At 38.0% G+C, this 19,348-nt stretch carries 16 protein-coding genes; 12 read left to right on the plus strand and 4 right to left on the minus strand.

Annotated elements, in window-relative coordinates; genetic code table 11:
• Window positions 1-46: 46 nt before the first annotated feature.
• The 3 genes from HNP36_RS03200 to HNP36_RS03210 form a co-directional block, all read right to left on the minus strand.
• Window positions 47-1,627: an MFS transporter gene (locus tag HNP36_RS03200; protein WP_184160483.1), complete on the minus strand. Its 1,581-nt coding sequence runs from the start codon at window positions 1,625-1,627 to the stop codon at window positions 47-49.
• A gap of 51 nt (window positions 1,628-1,678) precedes the next feature.
• Window positions 1,679-3,058, minus strand: coding sequence for a porin (locus HNP36_RS03205; protein WP_184160481.1), 1,380 nt, complete (start codon window positions 3,056-3,058; stop codon window positions 1,679-1,681).
• Between the two features lie 243 nt (window positions 3,059-3,301).
• Window positions 3,302-3,718, minus strand: a complete 417-nt coding sequence (locus HNP36_RS03210; RefSeq protein ID WP_184160479.1) for a terminase gpP N-terminus-related DNA-binding protein — start codon at window positions 3,716-3,718, stop codon at window positions 3,302-3,304.
• Between the two features lie 160 nt (window positions 3,719-3,878).
• Here HNP36_RS03210 and HNP36_RS03215 point away from each other — a divergent pair, with 160 nt between their 5' ends.
• The 8 genes from HNP36_RS03215 (at window position 3,879) to argH (ending at window position 12,576) form a co-directional block, all read left to right on the plus strand.
• On the plus strand, window positions 3,879-4,484 hold the full coding sequence (locus HNP36_RS03215) for a GNAT family N-acetyltransferase (protein ID WP_228456232.1): 606 nt from the start codon (window positions 3,879-3,881) through the stop codon (window positions 4,482-4,484).
• Window positions 4,453-5,646 (plus strand): argininosuccinate synthase, encoded by a 1,194-nt coding sequence (locus HNP36_RS03220; protein ID WP_184160477.1) that lies wholly within the window; start codon window positions 4,453-4,455, stop codon window positions 5,644-5,646. Before HNP36_RS03215 ends, HNP36_RS03220 begins: the two co-directional genes overlap by 32 nt.
• A 63-nt stretch (window positions 5,647-5,709) precedes the next feature.
• Window positions 5,710-6,672 carry an N-acetyl-gamma-glutamyl-phosphate reductase gene (gene argC, locus HNP36_RS03225; RefSeq protein ID WP_184160475.1) on the plus strand — a complete coding sequence of 321 codons (963 nt, stop codon included), beginning with the start codon at window positions 5,710-5,712 and terminating at the stop codon, window positions 6,670-6,672.
• Window positions 6,673-6,942: 270 nt separating this feature from the next.
• Complete coding sequence (locus HNP36_RS03230; protein ID WP_184160473.1) at window positions 6,943-8,082, plus strand: aspartate aminotransferase family protein; 1,140 nt, start codon at window positions 6,943-6,945, stop codon at window positions 8,080-8,082.
• A gap of 137 nt (window positions 8,083-8,219) precedes the next feature.
• Window positions 8,220-9,179: an acetylornithine carbamoyltransferase gene (locus HNP36_RS03235; RefSeq protein WP_184160471.1), complete on the plus strand. Its 960-nt coding sequence runs from the start codon at window positions 8,220-8,222 to the stop codon at window positions 9,177-9,179.
• A 5-nt stretch (window positions 9,180-9,184) separates the two neighbouring features.
• The gene (gene argB, locus HNP36_RS03240; RefSeq protein WP_184160469.1) at window positions 9,185-9,979 is read left to right on the plus strand and encodes an acetylglutamate kinase; all 795 of its coding nucleotides are present in this window, start codon (window positions 9,185-9,187) and stop codon (window positions 9,977-9,979) included.
• Window positions 9,954-11,036, plus strand: coding sequence for a M20 family metallo-hydrolase (locus HNP36_RS03245; protein ID WP_184160467.1), 1,083 nt, complete (start codon window positions 9,954-9,956; stop codon window positions 11,034-11,036). The genes argB and HNP36_RS03245 overlap by 26 nt, the downstream gene beginning before the upstream one ends.
• Before the next feature lie 235 nt (window positions 11,037-11,271).
• The gene (gene argH, locus HNP36_RS03250) at window positions 11,272-12,576 is read left to right on the plus strand and encodes an argininosuccinate lyase (RefSeq protein WP_184160465.1); all 1,305 of its coding nucleotides are present in this window, start codon (window positions 11,272-11,274) and stop codon (window positions 12,574-12,576) included.
• Window positions 12,577-12,726: 150 nt separating this feature from the next.
• Here argH and HNP36_RS03255 read toward each other — a convergent pair whose 3' ends face one another.
• Window positions 12,727-13,188 (minus strand): Lrp/AsnC family transcriptional regulator, encoded by a 462-nt coding sequence (locus HNP36_RS03255; protein WP_184160463.1) that lies wholly within the window; start codon window positions 13,186-13,188, stop codon window positions 12,727-12,729.
• Between the two features lie 243 nt (window positions 13,189-13,431).
• Here HNP36_RS03255 and HNP36_RS03260 point away from each other — a divergent pair, with 243 nt between their 5' ends.
• The 4 genes from HNP36_RS03260 to carB all read left to right on the plus strand — a co-directional run bounded on the left by HNP36_RS03260 (window position 13,432) and on the right by carB (window position 19,188).
• The gene (locus HNP36_RS03260; RefSeq protein ID WP_184160461.1) at window positions 13,432-14,322 is read left to right on the plus strand and encodes an aspartate carbamoyltransferase catalytic subunit; all 891 of its coding nucleotides are present in this window, start codon (window positions 13,432-13,434) and stop codon (window positions 14,320-14,322) included.
• 145 nt (window positions 14,323-14,467) lie between these two features.
• Window positions 14,468-15,541, plus strand: coding sequence for a carbamoyl phosphate synthase small subunit (locus HNP36_RS03265; RefSeq protein ID WP_184160459.1), 1,074 nt, complete (start codon window positions 14,468-14,470; stop codon window positions 15,539-15,541).
• Between the two features lie 57 nt (window positions 15,542-15,598).
• Window positions 15,599-15,949: a four helix bundle protein gene (locus tag HNP36_RS03270; protein WP_184160457.1), complete on the plus strand. Its 351-nt coding sequence runs from the start codon at window positions 15,599-15,601 to the stop codon at window positions 15,947-15,949.
• Between the two features lie 56 nt (window positions 15,950-16,005).
• Window positions 16,006-19,188, plus strand: a complete 3,183-nt coding sequence (gene carB, locus HNP36_RS03275; protein ID WP_184160455.1) for a carbamoyl-phosphate synthase large subunit — start codon at window positions 16,006-16,008, stop codon at window positions 19,186-19,188.
• Window positions 19,189-19,348: the final 160 nt, after the last annotated feature.

The raw sequence follows: 19,348 nt of genomic DNA on the forward strand, positions 1-19,348 counted from the left end.
TTAGTAGTTTTAAAATTAGTAAAAAATTAAGTGATTTGGCCTCTGTCTAATCGTGAATATTACTATTCTTATTTTTAAGATAAAACAATCCGATAATCAGGCAGACAGCGGCAACTCCAATAGGATACCATAGTCCCTGAAGATACCATGTCGGGTGCCCTGCATCTTTACCCACTGTTACCAGGTAAGTGGCGACTGCCGGAAGAAGTCCTCCAAATACCCCGTTTCCAATGTGATATGGTAAAGACATGGAGGTATAACGGATTCTTACAGGGAACATTTCCACAAGGAAAGCGGCAATAGGCCCGTAAACCATCGTTACAAACAGTACCTGAATAAATACTAAAAAGACGAGATACCATTTTGTATTATCAGCCAGCTTTACCGTTTGTGAAACTTTAGGCTCTTCTGCTTTTCCATCTTTCATAACAGGTCCGGTTGGCGACCAGTGAACAATACTATCTTTTTTAGTTAAAGTTCCGTCCGTATAAAGAGTTTCTTTATGTAAGGTCACTAAACTGTCTGTAGCAATATCTGCATGGATCTTTGAAGTTCTTTTTTCTGTAATTCCGTTAGCGGCAACTGTTTTACTTTCAAGGTTGACGCTTTTGAACATGCTGTCGTAAATAGGCCTGTACGCTAAAATAGCAACCAGCATTCCCGTCATCATCACAGCTTTTCGTCCTATTTTATCCGATAGCCATCCGAAAAATACGAAGAAAGGTGTTCCTAAGAACAGAGCGGTGGCCATAAGAGAATCAACCTGAGCGGATTCCACATTCATTACCTTTTGAAGGAAGCTCATGGCGTAGAACTGTCCTGTATACCAGATCACCCCTTGTCCCATTGCAGCTCCGAATAAAGCGAGAAGAACGAATTTAAAATTGTATTTGTTACCAAAGCTTTCTTTTAAAGGATTTTTTGAAGTTTTTCCTTCACTTTTAGCCTTTGCAAAAAGCGGGGATTCTTTCATGTTTTTTCTGATGATGTAAGAAACTCCTACCATAAGGATTGAGATCCAGAACGGAACCCTCCAGCCCCAGTTGTCAAATTCCTCTGCCGATAAAGTGGATTTGGTAACCAGAATTACAATTAATGATATGAAAAGTCCTGCCGTTGCGGTAGTTTGTATCCATGAAGTCCAGTAGCCTCTTCTGTGCGGTTGTGCATATTCCGCAACATAAGTGGCTGCACCTCCATATTCACCTCCAAGTGCCAATCCCTGTAATAATCTTAAAATTAAAACTAAAACAGGTGCTAAAAATCCAATTGTTTTGTAGCTTGGAATACATCCGATCAGGAAAGTGGAGAATCCCATAATCAAAAGGGTGACAAGGAATGTGTATTTTCTCCCGATAATATCGCCTAATCTCCCAAAGAATAATGCCCCGAACGGTCTTACTACAAATCCTGCTGCAAAAGTGGCCAGCGTAGATAAAAAAGCTGCGGTAGGATTATCTGCAGGGAAGAATTTGGTAGCTAAAACAATAGCCAGGCTCCCAAAAATATAGAAATCATACCATTCTATCAAAGTACCGAGTGATGAGGCTGTGATCACGCTCCAGATGGTGCGGTTCTTTTGCCTTTCGGTCATATTCTCGTAGTTTTCGTGGTGATTTTCACTCATGTTAATTGGTTTTGATGTTAAAGAATTAAGATATTAAATTCATCCGGGTTTTTAAAGATAAATATGGAACTGTACAATGAATTCTCCTTTTGAAGAAGGACTTTCCGTAGGACTGGTATAAACCGGCCTTGTGGAATATTGTGTGGTGATCTTTGCGTGATGCCCGTCTATGAACCAGTTGGCACCCACGTCAAACTGTGATGAAGGTTTGTCAAATGCTTCAAAGTCTTTATAGGTATATGCTGCAAAAGGCTGTATCCTGATCTTTGGTTTTTCTGTCTCGTTCGGAAGAAGGAAACCAGCCTGTGCATAAACGATATTACCTGTTCCGATCACAGGTTGTAGGTTTCCGGGGCCTGCAATGGCTTTATTTCCGGTAAAATTAGGATCAGAAGCCGCAATATTCATTGTTCCCAGATTTCTTACATAGTTAGGTCCGAAATTATAGTTATAATATCCGGCATAGGCGGAAACTGCCATTTTATGTTTTGCATTTCCCAGGGGAATATCTGCAAAAGCATCTACCGCTACAAGGGTAATATCGTGTTTTTCAATATTTGAATTCACGGAAGTTCTTGTTCCGTCCGCCTGATGATAAAAACCTGCGCCTACATTGAAAACTTTCTTGGTTCCTAAATATGAGCCCACTTTGAAAGGAAGGGTATTCGATTCTTCATCTAAGAATTGGTATTCCACATAACCTGCTTTTGAAAAGCTCGGATTTCCATTATTATCTACAGCTACAGCTCTTGCGGGATCTGTTACATTGACAGGAACCAGGTCAGTTGCAAAAGGTTTGTTTAAACTGAAACGGTATTCCAGTTTGCCGTATTTTCCTTTGGCAAACATTCCCAGCTGTCTCGCAAACTGATCGGAATTGTCAATCAAAGGCCAGGTGAAAATAGGAGAATCCAGGGTAAGGAAATTCAGTGTTGAAGCCATAGTCATACGGGAAAGTCCCATGTAATAATGAAGTCCGGCCCCTAAAGATAAACTGAATTTTCCTGCTTCCCCAGGTAAAATAACCGCGTACTCATTCCATGCATCATGAAAAAATAACTGTGGTTTCTTGCCGTTTCCATAACCTCCCGTACCTGTGGTTCCTGTGGCGCCGCCGTTAATAAATGTCTGGTTATTGATCCCGAAATGAGCTAAAATCATATATCTTTTAGAGATCTGCGCATATACTAAAGCACGCAATCTTCTGTTTCCCAGGCTCCAGGAGTTATCGGTAGGTTCATTGGCGACCATACTTCCCGGGTTCATCTGGGTGTTTCTGAGCCAGAACTGATCCCATAAAATAAATCTGATATACTTATCTCCTTCCTGGTTGAGGTTTAATTTTAATCCGCCTCCGTAATCAGGAGAACCCTGTGAATATAAAGAACTGCTTATTAAGGCTAATCCAATAAATGAAAGTAATTTCTTCATAAATTATCAATTTTTGGCGTTGTTTTTTGTGAAAGCCAAATTGTAATTAATAATTTATTTATAAAAATTTAATATATATTAATGGTAAGTATATAGTTATTTTATATATTGCTAATTTTTAGTTGATAGTTGTGGGGTTCGTGTTCCGGTTTTTTAGTTTTAGAGTCTGAGGGTTTGGGAGTGACTGAGTTGAATTCATTATTCACTTGCGAAGCAAAATCCCCATTGACCTTAATCTTAATCCTACTTTTTAAATCTCTCCCATTTAATCAGCATATACTTGTCCGCGAACTGGGTGATGATAAGTCCTGAATTTTTAATATTGTTTTCCTGAGACATATACTCAATCAATTCATTTTGTTTTAAAATCTTATAAACAGGGTGGAATTCAGAGTGGGGCGGTCTTGTAATATTGTATTTTTTGATCCAGGAACTGATTGTTACGTGCGAAACTCCGATAATACGTTCTATTTCCCGGAAGCTTAAACCTTCAAGATAGAGTTGCAGGGCTTTGGTTACATAGTAATCATCAATCTGTTTGCCCATTTTTTTTACAGTAAAATAATACCTGCAGTCTTTGCAGAGAAAACGTTGTTTTCCGTTAATAATTCCACTTTTTACAATGGTATTGCTACTGCATTTCGGGCATTTATTTTCCATAGCTATATGTTTTTAGCAAATATATAATAATTTAGCAAAATTATATTTTTCAATAAAGATAAAATTACCTGTATTTTTTATTTAAACAAAAAAAATATCTTTTTAATTTGGTTTTTAAAGTTATTATGCTTTAAATTTGCCAAAAAATTCAGATAAATAAATGGAAATAGAAATTTCCTCAGACAAACATTTATTGCATGTGAATGAAATACAGCAGGAAATGTATGATTCTGCACAGCGCAGAGGAACGGGAATCGCCAAACGTTCCATTGAATATTTAACGAAAAAGATTTCAGAAGGTAATGCTGTGGTTGCCACTGAAAATGGAGATTGGGTAGGTTTCTGCTACATAGAAACCTGGTCGCATGGTCAGTTTGTGGCAAATTCAGGGCTTATTGTCTCTCCTGATTACAGGAACAGAGGAGTAGCCACTTTGATTAAGAATAAGGTTTTCCAGTTATCCAGGGAAAAATATCCGAATGCAAAAGTGTTTGGTTTAACAACAGGGCTTGCCGTCATGAAGATCAACAGTGATCTTGGCTACAAGCCGGTAATTTACTCTGAGCTCACTCAGGATGAAGAGTTCTGGAATGGCTGCAAAAACTGTGTAAATTATGAAATTTTAATGAAAAAGGAGCGTAAAAACTGTCTGTGTACAGCCATGCTTTTCGTTCCTGAAAATAATGATAAAGTAAACGGGATTGAAATTAAACAGTCCGAAATTGATTGTTACAATGGAGAAAAAGAAAGTAATCTTAGCGTTTAGCGGAGGTTTGGATACCTCTTACTGTGCCAAATATCTTAGTGAAACACTGGGATATGAAGTGTATGCAGTTACTGTAAATACCGGAGGTTTTTCTAAAGAAGAGGAAAAAGAGCTGGAGAAAAAAGCCTTCAATCTTGGGGTAAAAGAATACAGGTGTGTTGATGCTCAGAAAGATTATTATAACTCTTGTGTAAAATATCTGATCTTCGGAAATGTGCTGAAAAATAATACCTATCCATTGTCTGTAAGTGCTGAACGTACAGTTCAGGCACAGGAAATTGCAAAATATGCCATTGAAACCGGTGCTGATGCCATTGCGCACGGAAGTACAGGAGCCGGTAATGATCAGGTCCGTTTTGATTTGATTTTTCAGGTAATGTGTCCCGAAAAGGAAATCATTACGCCAATCCGCGATATGAGCCTGTCCCGTGAAGAAGAAATTGAATTTTTGAAAAACCACGGTTACGAAATGGAATTTCATAAAGCTCAGTATTCTGTAAATAAAGGACTTTGGGGAACTTCAGTAGGAGGGAAAGAAACACTGACATCAAGAAATTACCTCCCTGAAGAAGCTTTTCCATCGCAAATCAAAGAAATCCAACCTTCAGAGCTTGAAATTGAATTTAAAAACGGTGAGATTATTGGAGTGAACGGAGAAAATTTTGAGCATCCCGTGTATGCTATCCAGAAAGTTGAGGAACTGGCTTCCGCTTATGGAATCGGCCGTGATATTCATGTTGGAGATACTATTGTCGGAATTAAAGGAAGAGTAGGTTTTGAAGCAGCTGCGGCGTCCGTGATCATCAAAGCACATCATTTACTGGAAAAGCATACCCTATCAAAATATCAGCAGATGATGAAATCCCAGCTGTCTGATTGGTACGGAAACTGGCTTCACGAAGCACTTTTCTTAGATCCGGTAATGAGGAACATTGAATCTTTTTTAACAGATTCTCAAAAAGCAGTCACCGGAAAAGTATTTGTAACACTTCATCCATACAGATTTGTTTTAAACGGAATTGAATCCGGTCACGACCTGATGTCCGATAAATTCGGAAGTTATGGTGAAGCAAACAGGGCATGGACAGGAGAAGATGTAAAAGGATACACAAAAATTTTAAGCAATTCTTTGAATATATATCACCAGATCAATTCAAAATAAAGAGTTCCGAAAGAACAATTTAACCTGAGGTGGGGCAAAATCTCATTAGTCAAAAAATTAGAAATGAAAAAAGTAGGAATTGTAGGCGCGAACGGCTACACAGGAAGTGAACTGGTCCGTGTGCTGGCTTTTCATCCCAATATAACATTGAGTTTTTTATATAGCCGTTCCAATTCGGGGACAAAAATTTCAGATTTGTACCCGGATTTAACGGCGGTTTGCGAACAGGTTTTAACGGATAAAGTTGAAAATGTGGATATTCTTTTCCTGTGTCTTCCTCACAAAGAAAGTCAAAACTGGCTTACTCAAAATCCTGTTAAGGATGATACTTTAGTAATCGATCTTGGAAATGATTTCCGTTTGGATGGAAACTTTGAAAACAGAAATTTTATCTATGGACTGCCTGAAATCAATAAAAAAAATCTGGCGGAGGCAAAAAGTATTGCCAATCCAGGATGTTTTGCAACGGCGATTCAGCTGGCTTTACTTCCATTGGCGGAAAAAGGTTTGCTAAACGAAGTGTATACAACAGGAATTACAGGGTCAACGGGTGCAGGACAGTCTTTACAGCCAACAACCCATTTTACCTGGAGGAACGATAATATTTCAGCATATAAAACTTTGACGCATCAGCATGTGGATGAAATTTTACAGCAGTTGTCTTCATTCAACCATAAAGATGTCAGTTTGAATTTTGTTCCATGGAGAGGAGATTTCGCAAGAGGAATTTTTACAAGTTCAACCATAAAAACAGATTTAATTTTTTCAAATATCTGTCAATTGTATCAGGATTTTTATGAAAATGAGCCTTTTGTAAAGGTAAGCGAAAATACAATTGATTTAAAACAAGTTGTTAATACCAATCGCTGTGTGATTCATATAGAAAAGAGCGGAAATGCAGCAGTTATTCACTCAGCGATTGACAATTTGTTGAAAGGAGCTTCCGGACAGGCAGTGCAGAACATGAATATAGCGATGGGCTGGGAAGAAAAACTGGGGTTGAATTTAAAGCCGGTAGCATTTTAAAGTGAATGCTCAATAAGTCAATTGTGAATTTTTAAAACTCAATCCAAAACCGACCTAGGAAAATGGAGCGTTAAAAAAATTAATTCTGTGAACGTTAAGAAAATTCTACTGTTTGAAGCGCGAGACAACAATTGAATCGAAAAAGTAATATCGAATTCGCGCAAGTTTTAGAATTTTTAGAGAACAGAAATAATTTTTAGCGGAAGTTTCCAGTCTTGAACTTTTGTTTCTTTTGTTTCAAGACAAAAGAAAAATAAAAAAAATAAAAAAATGAATTTATTCAACGTATATCCATTATTCAGCATAAATCCTGTAAAGGCTCAGGGATCTTTTCTTTGGGATGATAAAGGAGAAAAATATCTCGATTTTTATGGCGGTCATGCAGTGATTTCCATAGGGCATAATCATCCGTATTATCAAAATAAATTAAAAGATCAGTTAGAGAAAATTTCTTTCTATTCCAATTCTGTGCAGAATGAATTGCAGACTGAACTCGCTGAAAAATTAGGAAAAATATCAGGATACGAGGATTATAACCTTTTCCTGTGCAATTCCGGAGCTGAGGCCAATGAAAATGCATTGAAGCTGGCATCTTTCCACAACGGAAAAAGTAAAGTGCTGTATTTCTCAGGATCATTTCACGGGAGAACTTCCGCAGCCGTTTCTGTGACAGACAATCCCAAAATTGTTGCTCCGGTAAACTTCTCTGAAAGATTCATTAAATCTGAATGGAATGATATCAAACAGCTTGAAGAAATTTTTGAAGCACAAGGAAATGAAATTTCATCCGTAATCATCGAAGGAATTCAGGGTGTAGGCGGAATTATGATTCCAAAAGCAGAATTTCTGTCGAAAATTAAGGAGTTGTGTGAAAAGTATAATTCTGTTTTGATTCTGGATGAAGTGCAATCAGGATATGGCAGAAGCGGATATTTCTTTTCCCATCAGGAATTTGGGATTGAACCAGACATTATCACTACGGCCAAAGGTATGGGAAATGGCTTCCCGATTGGCGGTGTTCTGATTCACCCGAAATTTCAGGCAACTAATGGTTTATTGGGGACAACTTTCGGAGGGAATCATTTAGCCTGTGCTGCAGCAATTGCTGTTCTGGATGTTATAAAAGATGAAAATCTTATCAAAAATGTTCAGGAGATGGGAGGTTATATTGAAGATGAAATTAAAGACTTTCCGCATGTTAAATCCATCAGGCGGAAAGGACTGATGATTGGAATAGAGCTTGATCAGGATTGTTCAGAAGTGAGAAAAAACCTGTTGTACAATCATCATATTTTTACCGGAAACTCTAATGATAAAAGTGTTTTAAGGATTCTTCCGGCTCTTAATATCAGAAAAGAAGAAACAGATCTTTTCATCAGTGCTCTGAAAACGGTATTGGAAAATATGTAACCACAAAAGTTACAAAAGGTTTAAACGCTTTAGTGACTTCAAAATAATAAACTTTTAAAACATAAGTGTTTAACAATAAAAACTTTTGTGTCTTTTATGGTTAAGATTATCACAATTAATTAGAAAAAAATCATCAAATGAAAAAATTCACCTCTGTAAGCGATGTAGAAAACTTACAGGAAATCATAAAAAAAGCTTTACAAATTAAAGAAAATCCTCATTCCGAAACTGAAAAAGGAAAGGGAAAAACCATAGGTCTTGTATTTTTAAATTCAAGTTTAAGAACACGTTTAAGCAGCCAGATTGCAGCACAGAATTTAGGGCTGAATGTCCTTACTTTAAATGCAGCGCAGGAAGCCTGGAATCTGGAATTTGCAGACGGAGCTGTAATGAATGGCGATACAGTGGAGCATATCAAAGATGCCATCGAAGTGCTGAATCAATATTGTGATATCATTGCAGTACGTTGCTTTGCCGGAATGAAATCCAAAGATGATGATGTGAACGAAAATATCCTGAGCCAGTTTGAACAGCACGCAAAAGTGCCGGTGATTTCCCTGGAATCAGCTACGCGACATCCTTTGCAAAGTCTGGCAGACTGTATTACCATTACAGAAAACTGGAAAAAAGAAAGTAAACCTAAAGTAGTTCTGACATGGGCGCCGCATATTAAACCCATTGCACAGGCTGTAGGAAATTCTTTTGCAGAATGGATGCAGGAAATGGATGTAGAATTTGTCATTGCTAATCCTGAAGGATATGATCTGGATAAAAATTTCACAAAAGACGTAAAAGTAATTCATAATCAGGAAGAAGCGTTGAAAGATGCAGATTTTATTTATGTAAAGAACTGGTCCTCTTTCGATGATTATGCAGCAATGCCTGAAGTGAAGGAAAACTGGATGCTGACAGCCCAAAAACTGGAAAATACCAATGCTGCAAAAGTAATGCACTGCCTTCCTGTACGCCGTAATGTAGAATTGAGCGATGAAGTAATGGACGGAAAAAACTCCATCATCTATCAGCAGGCAAAAAACAGAATTTTCTCTGCCCAGACTGTATTTAGTGAAATTCTGGACGAAATTGATTCAAAATAACGGTTATGAAAGAAAAGCTTTTCGTGATAAAAATAGGCGGTGCTCTGATTGACGATGAGGCACTATTAAACCAATTTTTGGAACAGTTTTCCGGGATTAAAGAAAAGAAAATTCTTGTTCATGGAGGAGGAAAAGTGGCTACGACATTGGCTGATAAGCTGGGAATCGAGCAGAAATTAATCAACGGAAGAAGGATTACAGATAAAGATACCCTGGATATTGTATCCATGGTGTATGCAGGAAGCATCAATAAAAATATCGTAGCTAAACTGCAGGCGAAAAACTGCAACGCTATTGGATTTTCCGGTGCTGATGGAAATATGATCCAGGCAAAAAAAAGAAACCATCCTGAAATAGATTTTGGATATGTAGGCGATATTGACAAGCAAAGCATTAATGAAAAACTGCTTTTACAACTGATTAATCTTGAACTTGTACCCATTTTTTCAGCAATCACGCATGACAAAAAAGGAAATCTTTTAAATACCAATGCGGACACTATTGCTTCTGTAATTGCGCAATCTCTGTCAGATATTTATGTTGTGGAACTGCTTTTCTGTTTTGATAAAGAAGGAGTTCTGGAGAATGTTGAAGATCCCGGATCAGTGATAAAAAGTGTATCCGAAGAAGAGTTTTCTGTTTTAAAACAGGCAGGAAAGCTGCATAAAGGAATTCTTCCCAAGCTTGAAAATGCTCTCGGAGCTGTAAAGAATAATGTAAACAAGGTATTCCTAATTAAAGAAACCCAACTGAAAAACCATATAGAAAATCATCATGCAGGAACTGAAATCCGTTTATAATAAAGAAGAGCTGCTGAATAACGCAGTTGAATTGCTTAAAAAACTGATTGCAATTCCTTCATTCAGCAAAGATGAATACAATACGTCTGTGGAAATTGAGAATTTTTTCAAAAAGCATCATATTCCTGCAAAACGTTTTAAAAATAATATCTGGGCAGTTAATAAAAACTTTGATGTATTTAAGCCGTCAATCTTATTAAATACCCATCATGATACCGTAAAACCCAATAAAGCATACACATTGGACCCGTTTCTTCCAGTTGAAAAAGACGGAAAATTATACGGATTGGGAAGTAATGATGCAGGAGCTTCCCTGGTTTCTATGGCTCAGGTCTTTTTACATTTTTATGAAAAAGAAAATTTACAATACAATTTGATTATTGCCCTGACAGCTGAAGAAGAAATTTCAGGTATTGACGGCATTGAAGCTCTTTTTCCGCAGCTTCCCAATATAGAACTCGCTATTGTAGGAGAACCCACACAGATGAATCTGGCGATCGCAGAAAAAGGACTTTTGGTAATTGACGGGGAAACGAAAGGAACCCCTTCACATGCCGCCCATCCCAATAATGATAATTCCATAGTAAAATGTATGGAAGACCTGCAGGACATTCTGGCTTTTAAGTTTCCCAAAGTTTCCGATTATCTGGGTGAAGTAAAGATAACATTATCCGGAATTCATGCCGGAGTTCAGCATAATGTGGTTCCGGAAGCCTGTACTTTCACTTTAGATGTAAGAATTACTGATGAATATTCCAATAAAGAAGTATTTGAAATCATTCAGGAACAGATGAAATCTACATTAACGGCAAGATCTTTAAGGCTGAATTCATCAAAAATAGAAATGGATCATCCTTTTGTACAGGCCGGGCTGGAAATCGGAAGGACAACGTACGGTTCACCAACGTCATCCGATCAGGCCATTATTCCATGTACATCAGTAAAAATAGGTCCCGGAGACAGCAGGCGCTCCCACACCGCAGATGAATACATTTATATAAAAGAGATTGAAGAAGGAATAGGGATCTATATCGGGATCTTGGAAAAAGTTTTATAAAGACATCAGATGCCGGATTCCAGACACCAGATTTTCAAAAGTCTGAAATCTAATATCTAAAAATAATGTTTTGACCAGGCTCAACAGGCAGTAAAGTTCAGTTTTTAATAAAGATTTATGCAAAAAGAAGATTAAAGACGAAGACTTTAAATGTAGAGATGTTTTTTTATAGTTTAATAATAAGGATGCCCTGTTGGGCAGGTTGAAACAAATCAATATTGTAAAGAAAATCATTATGAAAAAAATATGGCAGAAGGATGACCTTGCCACCAATATATTAGTCAACAAGTTTACAGTCGGAAAAGACCTTGACTTTGATGAGCGTTTGGCAAAATATGATGTTATAGGCTCAATGGCACATTGCAAAATGCTGGCAGAAACCGGAATTGTTTCCGGTGAAGAATCCAAACAGATGCTCTCTGTTTTGGAAGATATTTTAAAGGATATTGAGAACGGAAGTTTTGAAATTGACAAAGAAGCGGAAGATATCCATTCCCAGGTTGAAGCTATCTTAATTGAAAAATTAGGAGATACCGGAAAGAAGATCCATACCGCAAGATCCCGTAACGATCAGGTTTTGTTGGATATAAAGCTTTATCTGCTGGATGAGATCCGTGAAATTACCTCTTTAACCGATGAATTTTTCCAGATCCTGATCAGTCTGGCCGAACAGCATAAAAATATATTGCTTCCGGGTTATACCCATTTTCAGATCGCGATGCCGTCTTCATTTGGATTATGGTTTGGAGCTTATGCTGAAGCATTGCTGGATGATATTGAACTGTTATTTTCGGTGAAGAATATCATCAATAAAAATCCGCTTGGTTCTGTAGCAGGATATGGTTCCTCTTTCCCGATTGATCGTGAAAGCACAACTTATAACCTGGGTTTTCAGTCGATGAACTATAATTCCGTGTACGCCCAGATGACCCGTGGAAAATCTGAGAAAATGTTATCCATGGCTATAGCTACTTTAGCAGGAACCCTTGGAAAATTTGCATACGATGTCTGTCTGTATTTAAGCCAGAACTTCAATTTTATAAGTTTTCCAAAAGAATTTACCACCGGAAGCAGCATTATGCCCCATAAAAAGAATCCCGATATTTTTGAATTAGTTCGTGCACGATGCAACAGAATCCAGTCTCTGCCCAATGAGCTGATCCTGTTGACAAACAATCTGCCATCAGGTTATCACAGAGATGTACAGCTGACGAAAGAAATCCTTTTCCCTGCCATTGATTCTTTGAAAGAATGCTTGGAGATTTTAAATTACACTCTTCCGAACATCCAGGTGAAAGACGGAATTCTGGAAGATGAAAAGTATAAATACCTGTTCAGCGTGGAGAAGATCAATGAGGAAGTGAAAAAAGGAAGCTCATTTCGCGATGCTTATGTAAAAGTAGGGCAGGAGATTGAAAATAATGAATTTGAGTTTGAAGTAGGAAACCTGGATCATACCCATCAGGGAAGTATAGGGAATCTCTGTCTGGATAAAATAGAATATCAGTTTAATAAGCTGAAAAACAAATTATTGGGTTGATGGTTTTTAATCAATTTATTCTTAAGCTGATTAGAAATTTTATCAGATGCTTCGGCTCCGCTCAGCATGACAACACTACAAAATGACGTTTGATATTAGAAATGTCATGCTGAGCGAAGTCGAAGCATCTTCAACGTGATTTTAGTAGGATTATTCCAGATCAATTTTAAACTTAGTGGATTTTTTAACCTCGTGAAGCACAATTGAACTGTGATACTGACCGATATTAGGAATATTTGAGATTACATTCACCGCGAAATCATTATAAGAATTAATGTCTTTTGCAATGATCTTCAGCATATAGTCATATTCGCCGGAAAGACTGATGATTTCCTGCACTTCATCATGCTTCATAATGTTTTTCTCAAAGGTTTCCAGCACTTTCTGGGATTGTTCCTTAAGGCGGACATTACAGTAAACCACAATATTTAAACCCAGTTTTTCACGGTTCAGAAGGCCAACATACTTCTCAATAATGCCCTGTTTTTCCAGCTGTTTAATACGCTCATAAGTAGGAGTAAACGTAAGACCAATCTTTTCTGAAATTTCTTTCACCGATAAAGTAGAGTCTTCCTGAATAATACTGAGAATCATTTTGTCCTTTAAATCCATAGAATAGGTTTGAGTTTTTAACAAAAATATTAATTATAAATGAAAATAAGGAAGGTTTAGAAAGTTTTAATTTATTTGAAACTTGGGTTTTGTAGGTTCGTGAAATTTTTGTATCTTTGCACCTAATGAATAAAAGAGTATTTATATCATTAGATTTACCGGGCGAAAGCGCCCTTTACGATATTTATTATTATTAAGCGAAGATGTTGTCTTCGCTTTTTTTATGCTCAAAAATTAAGAATTATGTTTACGATCGCAGAACTAAGCACAGAGAGAATCAACAGTATACTGACCGAAGCACTGGCTTTTGCCAACGGTAAAACTGCAAAAATTGAAGGAGAAGTTTTTTGCTCAAATCTTTTCTTTGAAGACAGCACCAGAACAAAAACAAGTTTTGATATTGCAGAAAGAAAACTGGGTTTGCAGGTAGTACCTTTCGATGCTTCCCACAGTTCTGTTAACAAAGGAGAAAGTCTTTATGATACCGTGAAAACCATTGAAAGCCTGGGAGTAAACCTGGTAGTGATCAGAGATAAGAAAGACCGGTATTTTGAAGAACTGAATAATATCAGTATTCCAGTAATTAACGGAGGAGACGGAACAGGAAACCATCCGTCCCAATGTATGCTGGACCTGATGACAATTTTCCAGGAATTCGGAAAATTTGAAGGACTGAAAATAGGAATTGTAGGAGACGTAAAACACAGCCGTGTAGCCAATTCAAATGCAGAAGCATTGAGAAGATTAGGAGCTAAAGTATATTTTTCCGGCCCGGAAGACTGGTTCGATGAAGGAGCTTTAATCAACGGAACCTACTTACCGGTTGATCAGTTAATCGCTGAGGCAGACGTATTGATGCTCTTAAGAATTCAGCATGAAAGACATGATGCAAAAATGAGCTATTCAGCCTCCGAATACCACAGAAAATACGGTCTTACAAAAGAAAGAGAAAAAGCAATGAAAAAGGGAGCAATCATCATGCATCCGGCTCCTATCAACAGAGGTGTTGAAATTGATACAGACCTTGTGGAATGCGAACGTTCAAGAATTTTTAAACAAATGCAGAACGGCGTTTTCGCAAGAATGGCAATCCTTAAAGAAACATTGGAAAAAGAAGGATATACCTTTAAATAAATAAGATTCGGGATTCCGGTTTCGGGTTCCATATCTTGAACAGGCAAAAAATTCCCCTCCCTTGGAGGGGTGGCAAAAATTCAGAGAGTTTTTGACGGGGTGGTTTAAAAAGAATAAAAAGTAAAAGAAAATCTAAATAAAGAAAATGAAGAAAAAATTAATACTGGAGTCCGGTGAAGTATTTCATGGAGAAGGTTTTGGAGCAGAATTGGAAACTGCCGGAGAAGTAGTTTTCAATACCGGAATGACAGGATATCAGGAGCTGATCTCCGACCCGTCATACTGCGGTCAGATTGTTTGCATGACCTATCCGCTTATCGGGAATTATGGTATTAACCGTGATGATTATGAAAGTATCGAGCCGGCTATTAAAGGACTTATCGTAAAAGAACTTTGCGATCTTCCTTCTAATTTCCGTACTCAGATCACTTTAGATGAATTATTTAAAAAGAAAAACCTGTCGGGAATTTCAGGAATCGATACCAGAAGACTGACCAGAATCCTACGTAACTCAGGGGTTGTGAAAGGAAAAATTGTAAACGCTGATACTGATGAAAACACAGTAGTTTCAGAATTAAAATCAACAACTTTCCCTACCAATCAGGTGGAAATGGTTTCTACAAAAACACCTTACGCCAATCCGGGGAGAGGCTTGAAAGTAGTACTGGTAGATTTCGGTTCCAAGTTGGGGATTATCAGAGAGTTATCCCAAAGAAATTGTGATATCACAGTAGTTTCCCAGGATGTAACGGCAGAAGAAATTTTACTGATGAATCCTGATGGAGTTATGCTGTCAAACGGTCCCGGTGATCCTGAAGACAACCAGAATGCTCTTGAAATGATCCGCGGCATTTTAGGAAAAGTTCCGATTTTCGGAATCTGCTTAGGACATCAATTGATCGGTCTGGCTTGTGGAGCAAAAACCTTCAAATTAAAATTCGGTCACAGGGGAGGAAATCATCCTGTCTTGGATCTGGATAAAAACAAAGTGGCGATCACTTCTCAAAATCATGGTTATGCAGTAGATCAGGAAAGTTTGAAAAATACAGATTTAATTGAAACGCACATCGCTTTGAACGACAGAACAAACGAAGGCCTGAAACACAAGATTCACCCTTGTTTCTCAGTTCAGTATCACCCGGAAGCAAGCCCGGGCCCGGAAGATGCGAACTATTTGTTTGATGAGTTCATTGAATTAATGGAAAACTTTAAAAAATAGAACCAAGAATCAAGATACAAGAACCAAGACGCGAAGATTAAAATTAATAGACTATAAATGCACAATTTTGAAAAATTGCTTTTCTGGCAAAAATCTATTGTACTGGCAAAGAATGTTTACATTATCTGTCAGGAGATCAGTAGCGATGAAAAGTATGGTTTAATTTCTCAAATTAAAAGATCTGCAGTTTCTATTCCTTCGAATATTGCGGAAGGTTCTGGTAGAAATGGAAGTAAAGAATTTAATCATTTTTTGGCAGTTGCTCTGGGATCAGCCTTTGAATTGCAGACACAGCTGATTCTGATTAGAGAATTAAATCTTTTACCGGAAGAAAAAATAAACACTTTACTAAGTGAAGTTTCTGAAATTCAGAGAATGATTTATTCGTTTAAAAATAATTTAAAATAAAAGTCTGGAATCTTGGCTCTTGGCTCTAGAATCTTGACTCTACAATAAAAAGAAAAATGGCAAAACGTACAGATATAAAAACAATTTTAGTAATCGGTTCAGGACCCATCATCATCGGTCAGGCAGCTGAATTTGATTATGCAGGAACACAGGCTTGCCTGTCTTTGAGAGAAGAAGGCTACAAGGTGATTTTGATCAACTCAAATCCGGCAACCATTATGACGGATGTGGAAATCGCAGATAAAGTTTACATCGAGCCTATTTCCCTTCAGTTTGTAAGCCACATCATCAGAAAAGAACGTCCGGATGCGCTTTTACCGACATTGGGAGGCCAAACTGGTCTGAATATGGCAGTAGAGCTGGAAAAATCCGGAATCCTTGAAGAATGTAAAGTAGAAGTATTGGGAACTAAGCTTTCTGCAATCAACAGAGCAGAAGACAGGGACCTTTTCCGTGAGCTGATGAGAGAGCTGAATGAGCCGGTTCCGGAATCGGATATCGTGAATACGGTAGAAGGAGCCATTCGCTTCGCTGATGAGATCGGATATCCGGTAATTGTTCGTCCTGCCTTTACAATGGGAGGAACAGGCGGTGGTATCGCCTCTACAGAAGCCGAACTGAAAGAAATTGCTGAATTGGGATTGAAATACAGCCCTGTTACCCAGTGTCTTATCGAAAAATCAATTGCAGGCTTCAAAGAAATTGAGTATGAAGTAATGCGTGATGCAAACGACAATGCCATTGTGGTTTGTAACATGGAAAATATAGACCCGGTAGGAGTACATACGGGAGACTCTATTGTAGTAGCGCCTTCCCAGACACTTTCAGATAGAGAATATCAGTTGTTGAGAAATGCTTCTCTGAAAATCATCAGAGCTTTGGGAATTGAAGGAGGTTGTAACGTACAGCTGGCTTTAGACCCACATTCTTTCGACTACTACATTATCGAAGTAAACCCGAGAGTTTCCCGTTCATCAGCATTGGCAAGTAAAGCAACAGGGTACCCGATCGCAAAAATTGCAGCGAAGATTGCAGTAGGTTTAACGCTTGACGAGATTATGAACCCGGTAACAGGAAAAACATACGCATGTTTTGAACCCGCTCTTGACTATGTTGTAACAAAATTCCCGAGATTCCCGTTCGATAAATTCGAAACAGCGGACAGAAGATTGTCTACCCAGATGAAAGCAACGGGAGAAGTAATGGCTATCGGAAGAAACTTCGAAGAATCCTTACAGAAAGCCATCCGTTCCCTTGAAACAGGAATCAGACATTTAGGATTAAAAACAAAACAGGCTGAAGCGCTTACTGCTGAAGAAATTGAAAGAAGAATCCGAGTATGTGATGATGAGAGATTATTCATCATCGGAGATGCGCTAAGAAAAGGTTACGATTGGGAACAGATCGTAGAATGGAGTAAAATTGATAAATTCTTCATCTGGAAACTGAAAAAATTAGTTGATTTCGAAAAAGTAATCGCCGCCAATAAATTTGATAAAGAAACCTTAATTCAGGCTAAGAAATTAGGTTTTGCAGATATGAATATCGCTCACCTTTGGGAAGTGAAGCAGCGTGAAGTTTTCGATTTCAGAAAACAAAACGGAATAATGCCGGTATATAAAATGGTAGATACCTGCGCTGCTGAATTTGAAAGTGAAACACCATATTTCTACGGAACTTACGAAGAAGAGAACGAAAGCGTTGTTTCCAGCAAAGAAAAGATCATCGTTTTAGGTTCAGGGCCTATCAGGATCGGTCAGGGAGTGGAATTTGACTATGCAACGGTTCACTCGGTTTGGGCGATCAAAGAAATGGGCTACGAAGCCATCATCATCAATAATAACCCTGAAACGGTTTCTACAGACTTCTCAATCTCAGATAAATTATACTTTGAGCCATTAACGGAAGAAGATGTAATGAACATCATCGAGCTTGAAAAACCAAAAGGAGTGGTAGTACAGTTCGGAGGACAGACAGCCATTAACCTTGCAGATAAACTGGCTTCTCACGGGGTACAGATTCTTGGAACTTCACTGGAAGACCTCGACAGAGCCGAGAACAGGGATAAATTCGAAAAAGCACTTCAGGAACTGGGAATTCCCCAGCCATTAGGGAAAACTTCCACTTCAAAAGAAGAAGCGATAAAAATTGCCAACGAAATTGGTTATCCCGTTCTGGTACGCCCAAGTTACGTATTGGGAGGACGCGCAATGGAAATCGTATACGGTGAGGCAGAACTGGCTTACTACATGGAAAACGCGGTAGAGGCAAGCCCTAAACACCCTGTTTTGGTCGACAAGTACATGGTAGGAAAAGAAATTGAGATCGATGCGATCTGCGATGGTGAAACCGTAATAATTCCTGGAATTATGGAACATATCGAAAGAGCCGGGGTACACTCAGGAGACTCTATCGCAGTATATCCTACACAGAATGTTTCACAGAGAGAAATCGATACGTTGGTAGATTATACACAGAGACTTGCCAAAGGCTTGAATGTAATTGGTTTAATGAATATCCAGTACGTTCTTTTCGAAGGAAATGTCTATGTAATTGAAGTAAATCCACGTTCTTCAAGAACAGTTCCTTTCCTGTCCAAAATAACAGAAGTTCCGATGGCTAATCTGGCTACAAAAGCAATATTAGGCCAGAAACTGACGGACTTAGGCTATAAAAACGGTCTGGTTCCAAGCAAAGAAGGTGTATATGTAAAAGTTCCTGTATTCTCTTTCTCAAAACTGACAAAAGTAGATATCTCTTTAGGCCCAGAAATGAAGTCTACGGGAGAGGTTATGGGTAAAGATACCACCCTTGAAAAAGCACTTTACAAAGGATTGGTTGCGGCTGGAAGAAAAGTTCCGATGCACGGATCGATCTTATTCACGGTAGCTGATAAACACAAGCAGGAAGCGGCTGATCTGGCGGCGAGATTCCATGAGGTTGGTTTCAGAATCTGGGCAACGGAAGGAACAGCCAAATTCTTCGAAGAAAAAGGGATTCCGTGCAAGATAGGATACAAAATCGGGGAGGAGAGTGTCAACCTTATCGATCTGATTCAGAAAGGAAAAGTACAATACGTTGTAAATACCATGACGAAAGGAAAGCAGTCTGAAAGAGACGGTTTCCAGATCAGAAGAATGAGTGTTGAAAACGGTGTTCCTTGTTTAACTTCAATGGATACTGTTGAAGCTATACTGAAAGTAATCGAAAGCATGACTTTCAAAATGGAAACAATGTAATTTTCGAATAAGAATAAATACTGTAAACCTCATAGATTGCTGAAATCTATGAGGTTTTTTATTATATTGAATGAAATTTAACCTTAGAAAATTGTAAAAATTAATTATAAAAGAAATGTTTTAAATAATTCATATAAAACATTTTATGGAGACTCTAATT

The organism is Chryseobacterium shigense, from assembly GCF_014207845.1.
GTDB lineage: Bacteria > Bacteroidota > Bacteroidia > Flavobacteriales > Weeksellaceae > Chryseobacterium > Chryseobacterium shigense_A.